This window comes from Chryseobacterium sp. IHB B 17019 (assembly GCF_001456155.1).
Classification (GTDB): Bacteria; Bacteroidota; Bacteroidia; order Flavobacteriales; family Weeksellaceae; genus Chryseobacterium.
Map to the genome: position 1 here is coordinate 2,082,962 of NZ_CP013293.1, position 18,872 is coordinate 2,101,833.

Here is an 18,872-nt window from a genome sequence, read left to right on the forward strand (position 1 = left end):
AAAGAAAGCGGTTTTAAAATATCTAAAATCCCAATTAAAATATCGCAGGATATTTCTGAGGATTTGTTTCATTAAACAGTGCGTAAATTCTTTCCACCATATCATCTACAGATGGCTTGCTGAAATAGTCTCCGTCGCTTGCATACGCAGGTCTGTGGTCGTTGGCAGCGATTGTCAATGGATCAGAATCCAAATATCTGAAAGCTTTTTGTTTCTCTAAAATCTGTTGCAAAATAAACGCCGAAGTTCCTCCTTCCACATCTTCGTCGATTACAACTAATCTGTTGGTTTTCTTCACACTTTCTGCAATGTCGTGAGATAAATCGAAAGGAATTAATGACTGAACATCAATAACTTCCGCAGAAATTCCTAATTTTTCCAATTCGCTAGCTGCTTCCATTACGATTCTCCAGGTTGATCCGTAAGTAACCAACGTAACGTCTTTCCCTTCTCTCGTCACTTCTATTTTCCCGACAGGAACAGTGAATTCACCTAAGTTGTCAGGTTGTTTTTCTTTTAATCTGTATCCGTTCAGACATTCAACAATAACAGCCGGCTCATCTGCCTGAAGCATCGTATTGTAGAATCCTGCAGCGATCGTTAAGTTTCTTGGAACCAACACCAGAATACCTTTTGAAAGGTTCAGAATCCCAGCCATCGGAGAACCCGAATGCCAGATTCCTTCCAGTCTGTGGCCTCTCGTTCTGATGATTACAGGAGCTTTCTGACCACCTTTTGTTCTGTAATGAACCGTTGCCAGATCATCACTCATTCCCTGTAAACAATATAAAATATAATCTAAATACTGGATTTCAGCGATCGGTCTCAACCCTCTCATTGCCATCCCAATACCCTGACCCAAGATCGTAGCTTCACGGATTCCCGTATCTGCAACACGAACTTCGCCATATTTTTCCTGCATGCCTTCCAATCCCTGGTTTACGTCACCGATATTTCCGGCATCTTCACCAAAAACCAAAGTCTGAGGATATTTTTCAAAAATTTTATCGAAATTATTTCTTACCACTACTCTTCCGTCAACTTCTTCTGAATTTTCAGAAAAAACAGGCTTTACTTCCTTTACATTTTCAGCCTTCCATTGAGACTGAGAATATAAATGAGAAGAGTAATTGTCTTTTTCAACCTCAAAAATTTCGTTGTATTTCTGCATCAGTTGATTTCTTTCTGCAGAATTTGTTCCTCTGGTTGCCAGTAAAGATTTTCTTACCACATGGAAAACATCTTTCTTAGCTTTTGAAACTAATTTATTGAATTGATTAATATAATTTTCAATTTCAGCATTTTGACCTTTAAGATTTTCAACTAAAGGTAATACCGAATGAATTAAATCCGTAATTGTTTTCTGGTAATTTTCCCAGGCATTTTTCTGTCCAGCTTTTACCGTCTTTTTCGCTTCTTCATCGATAGCGTCAAGCTCCTCAATAGAAGCAATAATTTCTTCTTTTCCGTCAATTTCGATTGAATAATTTAAAATCCATTCTCTGAATTTCACCAACCCGTCAAACTGAGCTTCCCAAGCCAGACGTTCTTCGTTTTTATATCTTTCGTGAGATCCGGAAGTCGAGTGACCCTGAGGTTGTGTAACTTCAATGACATGTACCACTACAGGAACACTTTCAACTCTTGCAAACTGCTCTGCTCTTGCGTAAGCATCCAATAATGAAGGATAATCCCAAGCTTTTACCTGAATAATTTCACATCCCTGAAATTCGCCCTCTTTTCTCTGGAAACCACTCAACATTTCAGCAATATCCGCTTTCGCCCTCTGCTTCATCGTAGGAACCGAAATTCCATAGCCATCATCCCAGATTGAAACAATCATAGGAACCTGAAGCGCACAGGCAGCATTTAAAGTTTCCCAAAAATGACCTTCCGCTGTGGAGGCATCCCCAATTGTCCCGAAAGCGATTTCGTTACCCTCTTTTGAGAATTTCTCAGAGCCTTCGAATTTTACGGTTTTATATATTTTTGAAGCTTGTGCTAATCCTAATAATCTCGGCATTTGCCCTGCTGTAGGGGAAATATCTGAAGAAATATTTTTTTGAGCTGTTAAATCCTTCCAGCTTCCGTCTTCATTTAAACTTCTTGTGGCAAAGTGGCCGTTCATCTGTCTTCCGGCCGATGCAGGCTCTCTTTCAACGCTGGTATCTGCGTACAGCTGTGCAAAGAAACTTTCAACGGATAACGCATCTACAGCCAATGAAAAGGTCTGGTCCCTGTAATATCCTGAACGGAAGTCTCCATTCTTGAAAACCTTCGCCATAGCTAATTGAGGAAGCTCTTTGCCATCCCCAAAAATTCCGAATTTAGCTTTTCCTGTCAATACTTCTCTTCTCCCCAGATAAGACATTTCGCGAGAAATCCTTCCCAGCTTATAGTCTTCAAGTATCTGATTTTTAAAATCTTGAAAAGAAATTTGCTGTGTTTCAATATAGGTTGTTTGCATAGCCTAATAAAAAAATTTTTTGTTCTTGAAGTATTTTGCTAATATACACTTTTTAAATTAATTTTAATTTTTAATAATCTTTTTTAAAAATTTGATAATAAAAAAAATAGTGCTTATTTTAGAATAAATTTGTAATCATGGGAAATAAATCTACGCATATTCTTAATGCATCGAGCAATCTTTTAGGATTTTCATTAGTAATTATTACTTCATTGAAAATCTCTAAAATTAGTCAGAGTACGCATTTGGACGAGTTTGCGGGAATTTCCTGCCTGGGTTTTGCGATCAGTTGTTTTTTATCTTTTCTTGCAATAAGAACAAAAAGTGAAGAGCGTTCCGAGAAGTTTGAGAAAATTGCGGATTATTTATTTTTAACCGCTTTATTTTGCATCGTGTTGGCCGTTATTATTGTAACGATAAAAATTATTTAATTTAAAATTTTCGCTCAATTACGTAATCCAGCATAATAAGTAAAGATCTTTTGGCATCAGAATCAGGAAATTCATTAAGAATATCTTTGGCTTTCTGCTGAAATTCTTTCATGATTTTAATGGCGTAATCCAGTCCGCCGGAAGTTTTAACGAAATTAATTAACTCTTTTACACGTTTTTGATCGTTATTGTACCGCTTTATTGTGTTGAAATAGTATTTTTTATCTTTTTCGCTGGCGATTTTTAAGGTATGAATTAATGGCAGTGTCATTTTTTGCTCTTTAATATCAATTCCTACCGGTTTTCCGATCACATTTGAAGTTAAATAATCAAACAAATCATCTTTAATCTGGAAAGCCATTCCTGTAAAAGTCCCGAAATCCATCATTTTTTTTGCCAAGGCTTCATCGGCATTATTTGATAAAACCCCGATTTCACAGCAGGCAGCAATTAAAGTTGCCGTTTTCTGACGGATAATTTCGTAGTAAACATCTTCTGTAATATCCAGTTTTCTGGCTTTTTCCAACTGAAGAAGCTCGCCTTCGGACATCTCACGGATTGTTCTGGAAATCACACCCAACAGGTCATAATCTTTATGGTCAGTAGATAATAAAACCGATTTCGACAGCAGATAATCCCCTACCAAAACAGCAATCTTATTCTTCCATAATGCATTAATAGAGAAAAAATTTCGTCTTTTAAAACTTTCATCCACCACATCATCATGTACCAACGTCGCTGTGTGAATAAGCTCAATCATTGAAGCCCCGCGATAAGTCTTTTCGTTGACATTCCCGATAAGCTTTGCACAAAGAAATACAAACATGGGACGCATCTGTTTTCCCTTTGTAGTAACGATAAACCGCGTGACTTTATCTAATAAAGGTACTTTACTCTGCATGGATTCATAAAACTTTTGTTCGAAAAGCTTCATTTCTTCATTGATCGGTTGCTTGATTTCTTCTACAGTATTCGCCACAATCTATGGATGATGGATAAATTATTAATTCCCACAAAGATAATTTTTTTCGGGCAATTTTAAGAGAAATTAATCTTTGAGTTTTTCTTTTGGAATAAAATAAAGGCTCGCTTTTGTACTTCCCAATGGCGAATTGAATGTTTCCCCTGAAATATAAATCCCGGTATGGTCAACGGCTATTCCTTCAATTTGTCCGAGTGACAAAGTACTTCCTAAATAATAATGCTTAGGTTTTTCTTTAAAGAAGATTCCCGGCCCGGCTTCGTTAAAGATATCCAAAAATACTTCCGTTTTCTTTGTATAGCCTATTAAATATAGCTTTTTATCAAAATAAGAAGCATCTGTAACGATAAAGTTTGTCTTGTAAGATTCTATTTTCTTTGCTTCCTGCTGTTCTGAAATTTCAGGATTGATGCTATAATGTACCGTTGATTTTGAAGACCATTCTTTCGTAAAAAAATGGATGTTTCCGTTTAAATAAATCATTGCTTCCGCATCAAAATCGGTATCAAGATTTTTTGCTGTAAAATCTTTTTGTTCCGGATAATAAAATTTGATAGAAACTCCATCCATAGCCCTTTCAGAGGCAGGAAACTTGTGAATATTAACATCATTAAGATTTTCATAAGGGACTTTATAAATCAACAAATTTTTTCTGTTTCCTGAATTATTCCCGAAATCTCCGATATAAAAATTTTCACCGTCGCTGGTCAATGCTTCCCAGTCGGTATTAATTAAATTAGTCTTAAAGGTACGGATAATTTCTCCCGTAGTTTTATCCAGCTCAAAAAGCTCGGCAGCGTTTCCACCATCGTTGAAAGTGTAAAGTTTTCCATTAAGAATATTCAAGCCGGAAGTCTCCTGAATTTTATCATTTAAGTAATTGATTCTGTATTTTCTGATCTTAAAAATCTCTGTTTTTTGGGAAAAAGAAAGTATGGAAATGAATATTGAGAAAATTAGAAAAAACTTTTTCATTGAGTAAAATTAGATATATTTAAACACGGACAACACTAATTTTTTCACTAATATCCACAAATATTTGTAAAAACAAAGTTTATTTCGTGACTATTTTTTCAAAAAGATTAGTGCGATTTATATTAATACCTGTAAAGAGGTTGTAGAACAGGACTTCTGAAACCTGTTGTCAAATTGAAATATTCGGAATTATGATGGGTAATATGTACCGCCCAGAATGCCCTGGAATGATGATCCACATAGTGTAAGACATAATATGCAAAATCTGTAATGATAAAACAGATGAGCCAATACCAAACCGTAAATTCCCAGGAAAAAAAGCTGTGATTGTAAAAGAAAAACATCACTCCCATTGCAAAAACCTTCATTATAAAATCTAATCCGAAGTTCAGCAACGCAAGGTAAATACTGGTGGCTACGTCTTTTCCGTTATATAATTTAGCCTCAGAAATATGGCTGTAAATCATTTCAGCTAAGATGATTATGGCATGAACAGGAATAGACCAGGCGTAAATATTTTCTAATCCATCTTCGCCTAAAAAGTAATCTGTCATTATTACTAGTTTTACACAAAGTTAGGATTTAAGAAAACCTGAAAAATATTTTTTTGATTTTTTTTAATGAAATTTTAATCTGCGGTTTTATTGGCTAGCTGTCCGCAGGCGGCATCAATATCTCCACCACGGCTTTTTCTAACGACACAGACGATTCCTGCATTTTCAAGCTGACGGATGTAGTCTTCTTCTGCCTTTTTGTTGCATCGGTCATATTTTCCGTCGCCAATAGGATTGTATTGAATTAAATTAACTTTAGAAGGAACCTGCTTGCAATATTTAATTAAGGCTTTAATATCTTCATCTTTATCATTAATATCTTTCCAGACACAATATTCGAAAGTGATGACAGAGCCTGTTTTTTTGTACCAATATTGGAGGGACTCCATAATTTCCGTTAAAGGAAATTTATCTGAGAAAGGCATGATCTCGTTACGCTTTGATTCGATGGCAGAATGAAGCGACAGGGCCAGTTTCACTCTTAAATCTTCATCAGCCAGCATTTTGATCATTTTGGGAATTCCGGAAGTGGAAACAGTGATTCTTCTCGGAGACATCCCCAAACCTTCCGGCTGGGTAATTTTTCTGATGGCTTCAACTACATTTTTGTAATTCATCATCGGCTCTCCCATTCCCATAAAAACGATATTGGAAAGCGGTCTGTCGAAATACATTTTACTCTGGCTGTCAATCAAAGCTACCTGATCCACGATCTCTGCAACTTCAAGATTCCTCATTCTTTTGAGTCTCGCTGTTGCGCAGAATTCGCAGTTTAATGAACATCCTACCTGCGATGAAACACAGGCTGTAGTTCTTGTTTCTGTAGGAATTAATACAGATTCCACCAATAGGCCGTCATGAAGCTTCACTCCGTTTTTGATGGTTCCGTCCGTACTTTTTTGAAGTTGGTCAACAGAAACAGGATTAATGGTATACTCTTCGGCAATTCTCTCGCGAAGAGTTTTCGAAAGATTCGTCATTTCATCAATAGAATGGAGATTTTTACTCCACAACCAGTCGTAAACCTGCTTAGCACGAAACGGCTTTTCCCCCAAAGTAAGAAAATAGTCTTTGAGCTGGTCTAGTGATAAAGTACGAATATCTTTCATTATAGGTAATAGGTTGCAGATAATAGGTAGCAGGCGCTAAACTGCGACCTGCTGCCTTTTATCTAATATCTTTAGAGAATTAACATTGCATCTCCGTAAGAGTAGAATTTATACTTCTCTTTTACGGCTTCTTCATATGCCTGCATTATGAAATCTCTCCCTGCAAACGCTGCAATCATCATGATTAATGTAGATTTTGGCGTGTGGAAGTTTGTGATCATACAGTTAGCCACTCCGAAATCGTGAGGCGGATAAATAAATTTGTTTGTCCAACCGTGGAATGCAGAGATTTTTTTGTTTGAAGAAACTGAAGTTTCCAACGCTCTCATTGTAGTGGTTCCTACCGCGCAAACTCTTCTGTGCTGATCCACCGCTCTGTTGATGATATCTGCATTTTTCTCGTCGATTACAACTTCTTCTGATTCCATTTTATGTTTAGAAAGATCTTCCACTTCAATCGGGTTGAAGGTTCCTAAACCAACGTGAAGGGTAATTTCTGCGAAGTTGATTCCTTTGATCTCCAATCTTTTCATCAAATGTCTTGAAAAGTGAAGTCCGGCAGTAGGCGCAGCTACAGCTCCTTCTATTTTAGCATAAATCGTCTGATACCTTTCAGCATCTTCCGGCTCTACGGCTCTTTTGATATATTTGGGAAGCGGAGTTTCGCCCAATTCTTTTAATTTAGCTCTGAATTCTTCGTAAGAACCATCGAATAAGAATCTCAATGTTCTTCCTCTTGAAGTTGTATTATCGATAACTTCCGCTACCAAAGATTCATCCTCAGTGAAAAATAACTTGTTCCCGATTCTGATTTTTCTTGCAGGATCTACCAATACGTCCCAAACACGGGTTTCTTTATCCAGCTCTCTTAAAAGGAATACTTCAATTTTAGCACCTGTCTTTTCCTTGTTCCCATATAGACGGGCTGGAAAAACCTTCGTATTATTAAAGATAAAAAGATCTTCTTCATTGAAATAATCTACCACATCTTTAAACAGTTTGTGCTCGATGGTCTGGGTTTTTCTGTCCAAAACCATTAATCTCGCTTCGTCTCTGTGTTCTGATGGGTGTTCTGCTAATAATTCCGCAGGAAGATCAAAATTAAAATCTGATGTTTTCATTTTTTTAAATTACGGTTTAAAAATTATTAAAATTACAAGGTAATTTTAGGACTGCAAATATACGATATCTGCAACCCCTTTGTCAAGTATTATTTACATTGATGTGAAATTAATTTTAAATGAAATAAAAAACCGTGATATTACGGCAATATTTAAAGACAAAAAATTGTATTTTGCAAGTTAAAAATATACTATGAGCAAATATTCAATTGAAGCTTTCGTAAACGAGACGAAAGAAAATCCTCAGGAGAGAGATTATTTCGAGCTGGAAAAGCCTGCGCTTCTGGAGATCAACCTGAACAATCAATCTGTGTGGACCAAAGCCGGAAGCATGGTAGGCTACATTGGAAACATCAATTTTGAAAGACAGGGAATGCTTTCCGGAGGTATCGGGAATTTATTGAAAAAAGCCCTTAGTGGTGAAGGTTCAAAACTAATGAAAGCCGAAGGAACGGGGAAATTGTATGTTGCAGATGAAGGAAAGAAAGTCCGTATTTTATATCTAAATAATGAAACAGTTTGTGTAAACGGAAATGATGTCCTGGCGCACGAACAAAGTGTAAAAAGTGATATTACCATGCTAAAAAGTATTGCCGGAGTAATGTCCGGAGGCCTTTTCCAGGTAAAACTTTCCGGTACGGGACATATCGCTATTACTACCCACGGAGAGCCATTGACGTTAATGGTAACTCCTGACGCACCTGTTTTTACAGACCCAAATGCTACAGTAGCATGGTCCGGAAACCTTAGCCCTGAACTGAAGACCAACGTGTCATTTAAAAGCCTGATCGGGAGAGGAAGCGGTGAAGAATTCCAGATGAAATTTTCCGGGAATGGATGGGTGTTGATACAGCCTTATGAGGAGGTTTATACGGTGGAGAAATAGTTAACAATATTTTTTGGGGAATAGATCAGTCTTGAAATTCCCCAAAAAAATCAAATTCTTTTATTATTAATTTTTCAGGAAGTTTTAATGACAGATCAACTTTTTGTATTCTTGATATTGTTGTCTCAAAAATATATCCTGATGAATAATTTATTTGAAGCTTTTTTATATTATAATTAAATCTTTGATCTAAAAGTTTACCTATCTCTTTACCTATTTCGTCACATCTGTTATAATCTGCCTGTATATCAAGATTATTAAAATCTGATTTTTCCAAATTAACTACTGCTGTAAATCTTTTTCTCTTCCTTTTCTCATTCTTGAATACAATAATTGAATATTGTAAAGAATCAATTCTCTTTATTTCTAAAATATCATCTTTAGAATAATCTTTATTGTTTTTTTTATTGCTAAAATCATTCGTGTGAACATATTGAAAACTCACCGAGCCATTATCCCTTCTTACTTTAAAACAATGTCTTAGATTTGTATTTTTATCAAATATAAATCCTCTTGTTATTTCATTATAAGTATCTAAAGTTAATTTAAATTTATTATTGGAATCATAAAAAGAGTTAGAAATAATTCTTTCTTTATCAGGTTTGACTTTGTTTATTTGCTTTTCTATAAAATAATCAAAATGATATTGCTGAGAAAAAATATTACTAAAAGTAAAAGCTAAAAAAAATAGAATTAATTTTTTCATAAATGCGTTTTAATTATTTTCCATTCTTCTAATTTCTTCTCAAAAGAAACCGTATGAAGCGGACTTGTTGAAGGCAACAAAAATACAGGAATTTTATAATTTTTTCCTAAAATCTTTTGCAGGTTTTTAAACGATTTTCCTCCGTTACAGAAAATAGCTTTAATGTTTTGATACTCTTCCAGTAACTTATCAATCTGGTTGGCTTCTTCATTTTTAATCTCAGAATCAAGGCTTCCTTTCCGTTCACAGGAATCAATAACATCCCAAAGTGCAATATGGTGTTTCTTTAAAATTTTAATCCTTTCAGTATAATCTTCTGTAAATTTTTCATTACATAATTCAAAAATAATTTTCCAGAATTTGTTTTGTGGGTGACCATAATATTGTTGCTTTTCCAAAGATTTTACACCTGGAATTGATCCTAAAATTAATATTCTAGAATCTTCGTCAATAATTGGAGGAAATGAGGAAATCCTGTTTTGCATGTTTCAAATATATGAATTTTGGCTAAAGCCACTGTATTACTATAAAACAAAAAGCGGGCTAAAGCCCGCTCCTATTGATATTTTTATTGTCGATGATTATGTTAACCACCCCCAGAGAAAGGGGATTTTTACAATGTTTCTTTTAGCCAGTCAAAGAATTCTCTTTGCCAAACCAAACCGTTTTGTGGGTGGAGAACCCAGTGATTTTCATTCGGAAAATAGACGAATTTTGTTTTCAGACCTTTTAATTTTGCTGCCTGGAAAGCTTCCTGACCTTGTTCGTAAGGTACACGGAAATCAATTCCGCCCTGAACAATCATGATTGGTTTGTTCCATTTATCAACAAAATTACTTGGATTAAATTCTGTATAAGCCTTTGGCAGCGGCTTTTCCCATGGTGAGCCTAAATCCCAGTTCGCAAACCAAAGCTCTTCCGTTGTCAGATACCATGATTTCATATCAAATAATCCATCGTGGGCGATGAATGTTTTGAATCTGTTTTCGTGAATTCCGGCCAGCATAAATACGCTGTAACCACCGTAGCTTGCACCAACAGCCGCTACTCTTTCTCCGTCAACATACGGTAAAGTTTTCGCATAATCCGTTGCCTCCAGATAATCTCTCATCGGTTGTCCGCCCCAGTCTTTTGAAATTTCTTCGTTCCATTTTGTTCCCCAACCCGGCATTCCGCGACGGTTTGGAGCTACAACGATGTAGCCGTTTGCTGCCATTAACGCAAAGTTCCATCTTGTGCTAAAGAATTGAGTCAAAGCAGATTGCGGACCTCCCTGACAATATACTAAAGTGGGATATTTTTTGTTCGGGTCGAAGTTTGGAGGATAGTGAAACCACACGCCCATTTCTTTTCCGTCCGAAGTTTTTACCATTTTAAGCTCAGATTTTCCTTGCGATAATTTGGCGTAGGTTTCTTTATTAGCTTCGGTAACCTGCTTCATTTCTCCGTTTTTCAAGTTTACAGAGAACAGATCTGTGGCATGGTTTACATCAGTTCTTCCTACTAAAAGCGAATTCTTATTATCTGTAAAAATTTCATTCACGTCAAAATCACCTCTTGTGATCTGCTGAACTTTAGCATTTTTCGGATCTAAAGAAAATAATTGTTTTGTTCCTCTGAAAGCCGCCGTAAAATAAATTGTTTTTGAATCACCGCCCCAGAAAACATCTCCTGAAACACTTTCGTCCCAACCATTTGTAAGATTTGAAGTTTTTCCTGATTTCCAATCTAAGATTTTGATGTCATTTTTATCTGCTTCATAGCCGTCTCTAGCCATGCTTTGCCAGATCAGAGATTTTCCATCCGGACTGAATTTTGGATTTACATCGTAACCTTTATTCGTTTCCGTCAGGTTTTTTGTCTGTCCAGAAGCTAAATCGTAAGCGAAAATATCTGTATTGGTGCTGGTTGCGTATTCTTTACCGCTTTTTGGTTTTGTGACATATAAAAGCTGTGAAGAATCCGGGCTCCAGATGAAATCTTCTGCGCCACCAAAAGGTCTTTGCGGAGAATCCCACATTTTTCCTTCCAATAGATCTTTTGCAGTATCTACTTTATCTGACGTATTTACCACAAAAACATGGTTGTATTTTCCTTCATTAAAATAATCCCAGTGTCTGTGATTCAGGTCTGTATATACTTGTGCGGTGGTTTTCGGAGTATCGGAATATTTGTCTTTTCCCATTACTTTTTCCACCAAAACCTGCTTGCTGAAAGCGATTTTTTTACCGTCCGGAGAAATTACCACATTGTCAGCCTCACCGATGGTATAAAATTCTGCCCATGTTTTTCCGCTGTCTTTGGAAAGGAAAATTTTGTCGCCTTCCTGAGCGTAAATTCCATTTTTATCCCACTGAATAAGAGCTTTTTTACCAAAGTCTATTTTTGTGGATTGATTATTCAGAACATTTAATAAATAGTTCTCGTTTTTTGTTTTTTCTGTTTTAAGATCTACCTGTCCTATTTTATAAATAAGCGAAGACTGATCCGGTGAAACTGCCTGTACTCCCACTTTTTTCAAAGTCCAAAGAATTTCAGGCGTCATTACTTGTTGTGCATTCATTAAGAGCGGAGCTGCCAAAGCCAGCAGACTGTACTTAAGTTTCATATGTTGATATTAATTCAAAGATTGCCAAAGTTAATATTTAAGTTTTATTTTTTGGATAGAAATAGGATAAATGTTTTTGCAGATGATATGATTGTAAGATTTTTTTCTGTTATAGATATTTCCCACTCTTTTGTTATCCAGAAAGGATCTGGACATCGTAAATTAGGCTGTTGAGATCCTTTCTGGATGACAAACAGAGGGTTGTATTGATGAGATAAATTGAAGTAACGACAAAGACCCTAGCCCAGATTGCAGTGGAAATCCTTTTTTGAAAAAAAAGATTGTAGCGGAAAGCTGGAAAAAGCTCCAAAAAAAATTCGCCAATCAAACTGACTGGCGAATTGAACATATATGAATTTAACTTTTTAATTTTTTCAATCTTTATCCGAGAACATCGAATTGGCGAGAGATGTAATAATTGACAGTAAGATACTGAAAATCAGCGCCCACCAGAAGCCGTCTACCACCATACTGTCGATGAAATAATCTGCAATCAGAATAATTAACGCATTGATTACCAAAGCGAATAATCCTAACGTGATAATGGTTAACGGTAATCCAAAAAGGCTTAGAACAGGCTTAACAATCAGGTTTAAAAGTGCTAAAACAATAGCAAAAATAATGGCTCCTGAAAAACCTTCAAAATGTACACCCGGTAAAATTTTCGTTAAAAGATACGCAACAATTGCGGTTACGAGTAGCCGAATAATTAAGTTCATAGTTTATAATTTTAATGTTATAGCTACTGTTGTGCAAAACTTATTCCATTGCGGAGAAATTTCATTTGATTTTCGTCTATTTTATTTTCATCATGGTCACCAGCGATGTGGCCACATGACTTTCCGATTCTCCTTTTTCGTCGACAGTATAGATTTCCGTTCTTATTACGCTGATTTTTGCGCCGCCTTTCACAACATAAGATTTTGAAATCAATGCATCGCCGATGGCTGGTCTTAAATAATTCACTTTTAATTCAACAGTTACCACATAACAGTCTTCTTCATAATGACTTACAGCAGCATACCCTGAAGAAACATCGACCAAAGAAGCGATCATAGCCCCATTGAACATTCCGGCTTTTCTGGTCATTAAATCCATTTTCGGAATTTTCATGGAGATGAAATCTTTTTCCACCTGCAATAGTTCCGCTTTGTAGAATTGTAAGGTTTCGGAACGGTTGAAGCTGTCGATTATGAGTTGTTTTTTTTCTGGGGTCATTATTTTTACTTTAATACAAATTTAATTTTTAAACACTAATGGGCACGAATTTTTTCACAGATAACATGAATCTGTATGCTTGTTTATACAATTTATATTAGAGTATTTAATGGTAATAAAATCAATTAAGAACTAAAGTAAAACTCTCATCCAAAGACACAATCCCTTCCGTCAAACCGTCAGGATGTGCATTAAAGCCTTTTAATTTTGAAGTTTTTCCTTTTAAAACCAAGTCCATCAACTGTTTATCCGAAATCTTTTTCCCGAAAATCTCGAAGCCAACTTTAAAACCACAATTTTTAAAATCAGAACATCCAACAGCGGTTTTTCCTTTCATTAAATTGTGTTTTTTGCATTTCGGGCACTGCGTTTCTTTCCAGGATTGAAGTTCTTTTTTGACGGCCGGCTCGCGTTTTTTCTTTTCAACCACTTTTTCTTCTTCCTGCAATGTGATCACTTTTCCTTTACCGTCAACAACTTTTTTGGTGAGCTCCGTTACCATTTGAATCAATTCTTCTTTAAACTGATTGGCTTCATATTCGCCTTTTTCAATTTTACGGAGTTTAGATTCCCATTCACCCGTCAGTTCCGGACTTTTGAGCAGTTCGTCTTCAATGGTGTCAATTAATTGAATTCCGGTTTGAGTTGCGATCAGGTTTTTCCTTTTCTTCTCAATATATTTTCTTTTGAAAAGAGTTTCGATAATATTGGCGCGGGTTGATGGCCTTCCGATTCCGTTGTTTTTTAATAACTCCCGAAGCTCATCATCTTCCACCTGTTTTCCGGCAGTTTCCATAGCCCTCAGAAGTGTAGCTTCCGTGTAAGGTTTTGGGGCTGAAGTTTTTCCCTGATGAATCATCGGATCGTGCGGTCCGGTTTCGCCAACCTTAAATTCCGGAATTGTCTGTTCTTCCTCCTTGTCTTTTTCTTTATCGGTCGGCTCTTCCTTTGGTTCTTTGGCATAAACGGCTCTCCAACCAGGTTCTAAAATCTGTCTTCCGCTGGTTTTGAAGGGAATAGTTCCCACTTTTGCTTCAACCAAAGTATTTGAAATTTTACATTCGGGGTAAAAGACTGAAATAAAACGTTTTGCAATTAAATCATAGATCAATTTCTCTTCCCTGCTCAGATTTTGAGAAGGTGGAACTTCGGTTGGAATAATCGCGTGGTGATCAGTTACTTTTGTATCATCAAAAACCGCTTTTGACTTCGGAATCGGTGCTTGTAATAAAGGGGCAACCAACTCCTGATAAAACGTCATTTTCCTGAGGATTCCTCCTATTTTCGGATATAAACTTTCCGATAAATAAGTGGTATCAACACGAGGATAAGTCACGTGCTTTTTTTCGTAAAGACTTTGGATATAATTCAATGTATTTTCCGCAGAATAACCATATTTTTTGTTGGCTTCTACCTGAAGACCGGTCAGGTCAAAAAGCCTCGGATTTTTCTCTTTTCCTTCTTTAATTTCAAAAGAAACAATCTCAAAAAGGTTTTCCTTTAAATATTCCAGGCCTTTTTCGGCACGGTCTAACGTTTTTAAACGATCAATTGCCGCATTGAAAATTACATCGCGGTATTTTGTTTTGAGTTCCCAATATTCTTCAACCGTAAAAGCATCAATTTCTTTCTGACGCTGAACCAACATCGCCAAAGTTGGAGTCTGTACCCTTCCGATAGACAAAACGGCTTTATTTCCTCCAAATTTTTTCGTGAAAAGTCTTGTTGCATTGATTCCCAGCAGCCAATCCCCGATTGCTCTTGCATTTCCTGCGAGGTATAGATTTTTATAGTCTTCGGCGGGTTTTAAATTCGCAAAACCTTCTTTGATTGCCTCTTCGGTAAGGGACGAAATCCACAATCGCTGAATCGGTTTGTTGCATTTTGCTTTTTGTAAAACCCATCTCTGAATGAGTTCTCCCTCCTGTCCAGCATCCCCGCAGTTGATGACCTCATCACATTCTCCGACCAATCTTTCGATGACTTTAAATTGATTTTCAACACCTTTATTGGGAATTAATTTGATTCCGAAATTGGCGGGAATAATTGGCAGTAAAAACAGATTCCAGGATTTGTACTGAGGCCCGTAATCATGAGGTTCTTTGAGAGTGCAGAGATGTCCGAAAGTCCATGTCACACAATAGCCGTTTCCTTCCATATAGCCCTGTTTCGGCGTGGTAGCACCCAAAACTTTGGCGATATCTCTGGCAACACTGGGTTTTTCGGCAATACAAAGTTTCATGAATTCGAATTATTGAGAGGGCTGCAAAATTCGGGATTTTTTTTGACTTAATGCAAATTAAGTTGAACGTTGCAGGCTATCGCTGATTGTGTGGAAGATATGAATTTATTAATGATGATTTTAATTTACATCAAAATAATTCTTATTCTCCTTCTTTCAACCAAACATCATTAAATTCTTCCGGATGACGCTTGAATTGTGCGTGAACATATGGACACAACGGTACAATTTTCAAGTCGTTTTCTCTTGCGTAGGAAACCAGTCTTTCCAGTAATAATTTCGCGAAACCTCTGCCTTCGTATTCAGGATTAACTTCTGTGTGGTAAACAGTTAATTTTTTTCCGATTACTGAAATATCCATTTTACCAGCTTTGTTATCGTCCGAGAAAAGTTGAACTTCACCTCTTACGTTTGCTAAAACCACTTCTGTTCTTTCCATATTTTTTGTTATTTATTTTAAGCAAATTTATAATCTATATTAAAACTACCGAATGATCTATGATAATTTCGGCGGAAACTTATTATTTTTTTCCTGAATTAACCATATTAAATTAACTGTCTAAAAATCAATAATTTAATCAAAATATTTAAATTAATTTTTAAAAAGTCTACTTTTTCAGTGGACTAATAAAAAATTATGCTTTATATTTGCAACCGTATTCAAGATATACAAAAAATGAAAGTAGATTTTAAAAATAATTCAATGAGGAAATACAGCATCAATACAATGATGATGCATTGCTGTATGCCTGAATTCCAATATTGCTGTGGTTGACCTTACTTTTATATACATATTTTTAAAGGCTTTACCACGTTGTAGAGCCTTTTTTTGTTTAATAGAATTCCATCAAAATGATAGAGATAAAGAATATTTCAAAAACTTTTCATCAAAATAAACAGTCTTTTAAAGCACTGGACAATGTAACCCTGAATGTTGAGCAGGGTGACATTGTAGGAATCATCGGGTTTTCCGGAGCGGGAAAAAGTACATTAATCCGGACGGTAAATCTTCTTGAAAAACCGGATTCCGGCGAAATCATTATTAATGGTAAAGATTTCACGAAATTAAATACTAAACAATTAGCCAAAGAAAGAAAAAAGATTGGAATGATTTTCCAGCATTTTAACCTTCTTTCTTCAAGAACGGTTTTTGAAAATATAGCGCTTCCACTGGAATTAGATAATACCAATAAAAGTGAAATCAACAAAAAAGTTAATGAATTACTGAAAATTGTAGGACTGGAAGAAAAGGCCAATGATTATCCGAGAAGCCTTTCGGGAGGGCAAAAACAAAGAGTTGCGATTGCAAGAGCTCTGGCAAATGACCCTTATCTCCTACTCTGTGACGAAGCGACAAGTGCGCTTGATCCCGCCACCACACAATCAATTTTACAATTACTGAGGGATATCAACCAAAAGCTGGGCATTACAATTTTGCTTATTACCCATGAAATGGAAGTTATCAAATCCATTTGTAATCACGTCGCTGTGATCGATAAAGGAAAGCTTTTAATTAAAGGAACTTTAAGTGATATTATTTCAAATAAAGACCACCCAATCATCAAACAATTTTTAAACTCACGTGTTATGACTATACCGCAGGAACTGAATAAAAAACTACAAAAAGAACCACAAGACGGATTATTTCCACTTATCGAAGTTGAACTTAATGAAAATTTATCTGTTGAAGACTTACTTTCCATAGTTTATGATAAATATAAAATTCCTTACAAGATTTTGAAAGCAGATGTAGAATATCTTGGAGAAGCCAATTTCGGAAAACTGCTGCTGCAGCTTCAGGGTGAAGATGAAGAAAATCAGCAGGCCATTTATTATTTTAATCAGAATAAAATTCAAAATACGGTAAGAGGATATGCTTAGTGATACGGTGATTTCCCTTTTATCGAAGGGAGTTTGGGAGACGGTTTTTATGACATTTGTTTCAGGATTTTTCGGATTTGTTTTGGGATTACCTGTGGGAATTCTATTATTTCTCACGAGAAAAGGACAACTTTTGGAAAATGTAATTTATAACAGGGTTTTGTCTGTTTTGGTTAATATTTTTCGATCTATTCCCTTTATTATTTTGATCGTCTGGATGATTCCTTTTACGAGGAGCCTTGTTGGAACATCAATTGGAATGAATGCCGCGCTAGTTCCATTAAGCATCGGTGCAGCACCTTTTATAGCCAGATTGGTTGAAAACAGCCTGCTGGAAATTCCTTATGGGTTAATTGAAACTGCGAGAGCTTTGGGAGCCAGTCCGTTTCAGATTATCCGGAAAGTTCTGTTGCCGGAAGCACTTCCTTCTTTGATCAATAATGCCACGATTACATTAATCACTCTGGTCGGATATTCGGCGATGGGTGGTGCTGTGGGAGCCGGAGGATTAGGGCAGATCGGCTATCAGTACGGTTACATCGGGTATGATGCAGTGATTATGAATCTTGTATTGGGTTTATTGGTTGCTATTGTTTTTATTATCCAGTTTTCGGGTGACAGATTGGCGAAGAGGTTTGATCATCGTTAATTGTTGGAGAGTGAGAGAATTTGAGAGTGTGAGCATATGAGAGTTTTAGCGTGTGAGCGTTTTGACTTTTGAATATAGTGTGAATGTGAAATAGTGCAGATAAAGGGCTTATTTGCAATTAGCTTATCAGCCTTTTATCGTTTTAAAAAATTTTTACTTAAATAATTTACAATGAAAAAAATAAAGACTTTAGGTTTATTGTCGGCAATCCTGTTGTTATTTACAGCTTGTAATTCAACGAAAAAAGATGATCCTAATTATATTAAAATCGGGATCACTTCCGGGCCGGAGCAGGAAATCGCAGAAACAGCAAAAAAGGTAGCGAAAGAAAAGTACAATCTTGAAGTAGAGCTTGTTGCATTCAATGATTATGTCGTGCCGAATGAAGCTTTGAATAACGGAGATATCGATGCCAATGCGTTTCAGCATGTTCCTTATTTAAACGAGCAGGCCAAACAGAGAGGCTATAAATTAGCGGTTGTCGGAAATACTTTTGTATACCCGATTGTAGCCTATTCAAAAAAGATAAAAAATATCAGCGAGCTTCAAAACGGAAGCACAATTGTCATTCCAAACGACCCTACAAACGGAGGTCGCTCTTTACTTCTTTTACAGAAAAACGGATTATTAAAATTAAAAGAAGGAATCGGATTATTACCAAAAGTAACCGACATCGCCGACAATCCGAAACAGTTGAAAATCCTTGAAATTGAAGCTCCCCAACTGCCCAGAGTGTTGGATGACAAAGAAGTTGCTTTAGCTATAATTAATAATAATTTTGCCGCTCAGGCCGGATTAGATGCCAATAAACAGGGCATTCTTAAGGAAGACAAAGACTCACCTTACGTTAATGTAATTGTTGCCAGACACGACAATAAAACCTCCGAAAAGGTGAAAAACTTTGTAAAAGCTTATGAGTCCGATGAAGTAGCGAAAAAAGCGGAGGAAATTTTCAAAGGCGGCGCTATTAAAGGCTGGAACTGAGAAAAGTGAAGGGTCAGAAAGTCAATTATGAATAGTGAATTTTCCAACATCATGTATAT

At 36.2% G+C, this 18,872-nt stretch carries 18 protein-coding genes; 5 read left to right on the top strand and 13 right to left on the bottom strand.

Features of this window, described 5'->3' with window-relative positions; translation table 11 throughout:
• Positions 1-34: 34 nt before the first annotated feature.
• A complete protein-coding gene (locus ATE47_RS09630; protein ID WP_062161767.1) occupies positions 35-2,467 on the bottom strand; it encodes an alpha-ketoacid dehydrogenase subunit alpha/beta in 2,433 nt (810 codons plus the stop codon).
• 137 nt (positions 2,468-2,604) lie between these two features.
• On the opposite strand from ATE47_RS09630, the gene ATE47_RS09635 reads away from it, so the two are divergent.
• Positions 2,605-2,898, top strand: a complete 294-nt coding sequence (locus tag ATE47_RS09635) for a hypothetical protein (protein WP_062161768.1) — start codon at positions 2,605-2,607, stop codon at positions 2,896-2,898.
• Between the two features lies 1 nt (position 2,899).
• Here ATE47_RS09635 and ATE47_RS09640 read toward each other — a convergent pair whose 3' ends face one another.
• The 5 genes from ATE47_RS09640 to queA all read right to left on the bottom strand — a co-directional run bounded on the left by ATE47_RS09640 (position 2,900) and on the right by queA (position 7,639).
• The gene (locus tag ATE47_RS09640) at positions 2,900-3,877 is read right to left on the bottom strand and encodes a polyprenyl synthetase family protein (RefSeq protein WP_062161769.1); all 978 of its coding nucleotides are present in this window, start codon (positions 3,875-3,877) and stop codon (positions 2,900-2,902) included.
• 69 nt (positions 3,878-3,946) lie between these two features.
• Positions 3,947-4,855 carry a hypothetical protein gene (locus ATE47_RS09645; protein WP_062161770.1) on the bottom strand — a complete coding sequence of 303 codons (909 nt, stop codon included), beginning with the start codon at positions 4,853-4,855 and terminating at the stop codon, positions 3,947-3,949.
• Between the two features lie 122 nt (positions 4,856-4,977).
• Complete coding sequence (locus ATE47_RS09650; RefSeq protein ID WP_228376257.1) at positions 4,978-5,409, bottom strand: sterol desaturase family protein; 432 nt, start codon at positions 5,407-5,409, stop codon at positions 4,978-4,980.
• A 74-nt stretch (positions 5,410-5,483) separates the two neighbouring features.
• A complete protein-coding gene (gene rlmN / locus ATE47_RS09655) occupies positions 5,484-6,518 on the bottom strand; it encodes a 23S rRNA (adenine(2503)-C(2))-methyltransferase RlmN (protein ID WP_062161771.1) in 1,035 nt (344 codons plus the stop codon).
• Positions 6,519-6,589: 71 nt separating this feature from the next.
• Entirely contained in the window at positions 6,590-7,639 is a 1,050-nt protein-coding gene (gene queA, locus ATE47_RS09660; protein ID WP_062161772.1) for a tRNA preQ1(34) S-adenosylmethionine ribosyltransferase-isomerase QueA, read from the bottom strand.
• Positions 7,640-7,832: 193 nt separating this feature from the next.
• Here queA and ATE47_RS09665 point away from each other — a divergent pair, with 193 nt between their 5' ends.
• Positions 7,833-8,525, top strand: coding sequence for an AIM24 family protein (locus ATE47_RS09665; protein WP_062161773.1), 693 nt, complete (start codon positions 7,833-7,835; stop codon positions 8,523-8,525).
• A gap of 25 nt (positions 8,526-8,550) precedes the next feature.
• Here ATE47_RS09665 and ATE47_RS09670 read toward each other — a convergent pair whose 3' ends face one another.
• From ATE47_RS09670 to ATE47_RS09700, 7 genes are all read right to left on the bottom strand, one after another.
• A complete protein-coding gene (locus ATE47_RS09670; protein ID WP_062161774.1) occupies positions 8,551-9,231 on the bottom strand; it encodes a hypothetical protein in 681 nt (226 codons plus the stop codon).
• Positions 9,228-9,716, bottom strand: a complete 489-nt coding sequence (locus ATE47_RS09675) for a DNA-deoxyinosine glycosylase (RefSeq protein WP_062161775.1) — start codon at positions 9,714-9,716, stop codon at positions 9,228-9,230. Before ATE47_RS09675 ends, ATE47_RS09670 begins: the two co-directional genes overlap by 4 nt.
• A gap of 128 nt (positions 9,717-9,844) precedes the next feature.
• The gene (locus tag ATE47_RS09680; RefSeq protein ID WP_062161776.1) at positions 9,845-11,839 is read right to left on the bottom strand and encodes a S9 family peptidase; all 1,995 of its coding nucleotides are present in this window, start codon (positions 11,837-11,839) and stop codon (positions 9,845-9,847) included.
• A gap of 374 nt (positions 11,840-12,213) precedes the next feature.
• Positions 12,214-12,558 carry a phage holin family protein gene (locus ATE47_RS09685; RefSeq protein WP_062161777.1) on the bottom strand — a complete coding sequence of 115 codons (345 nt, stop codon included), beginning with the start codon at positions 12,556-12,558 and terminating at the stop codon, positions 12,214-12,216.
• A 76-nt stretch (positions 12,559-12,634) separates the two neighbouring features.
• Positions 12,635-13,057, bottom strand: coding sequence for a PaaI family thioesterase (locus ATE47_RS09690; protein ID WP_062161778.1), 423 nt, complete (start codon positions 13,055-13,057; stop codon positions 12,635-12,637).
• Positions 13,058-13,178: 121 nt separating this feature from the next.
• Positions 13,179-15,299, bottom strand: a complete 2,121-nt coding sequence (locus ATE47_RS09695; RefSeq protein WP_062161779.1) for a type IA DNA topoisomerase — start codon at positions 15,297-15,299, stop codon at positions 13,179-13,181.
• Positions 15,300-15,441: 142 nt separating this feature from the next.
• The gene (locus ATE47_RS09700) at positions 15,442-15,738 is read right to left on the bottom strand and encodes a GNAT family N-acetyltransferase (RefSeq protein WP_062161780.1); all 297 of its coding nucleotides are present in this window, start codon (positions 15,736-15,738) and stop codon (positions 15,442-15,444) included.
• Positions 15,739-16,151: 413 nt separating this feature from the next.
• Between ATE47_RS09700 and ATE47_RS09705 the strand changes: the two genes are divergently transcribed.
• The 3 genes from ATE47_RS09705 (at position 16,152) to metQ (ending at position 18,813) form a co-directional block, all read left to right on the top strand.
• Positions 16,152-17,180, top strand: a complete 1,029-nt coding sequence (locus ATE47_RS09705) for a methionine ABC transporter ATP-binding protein (RefSeq protein WP_062161781.1) — start codon at positions 16,152-16,154, stop codon at positions 17,178-17,180.
• Positions 17,173-17,829: a methionine ABC transporter permease MetI gene (metI, locus tag ATE47_RS09710; protein WP_062161782.1), complete on the top strand. Its 657-nt coding sequence runs from the start codon at positions 17,173-17,175 to the stop codon at positions 17,827-17,829. Before ATE47_RS09705 ends, metI begins: the two co-directional genes overlap by 8 nt.
• 171 nt (positions 17,830-18,000) lie before the next feature.
• A complete protein-coding gene (metQ, locus tag ATE47_RS09715; RefSeq protein ID WP_062161783.1) occupies positions 18,001-18,813 on the top strand; it encodes a methionine ABC transporter substrate-binding lipoprotein MetQ in 813 nt (270 codons plus the stop codon).
• The last annotated feature ends 59 nt before the right edge of the window (positions 18,814-18,872 follow it).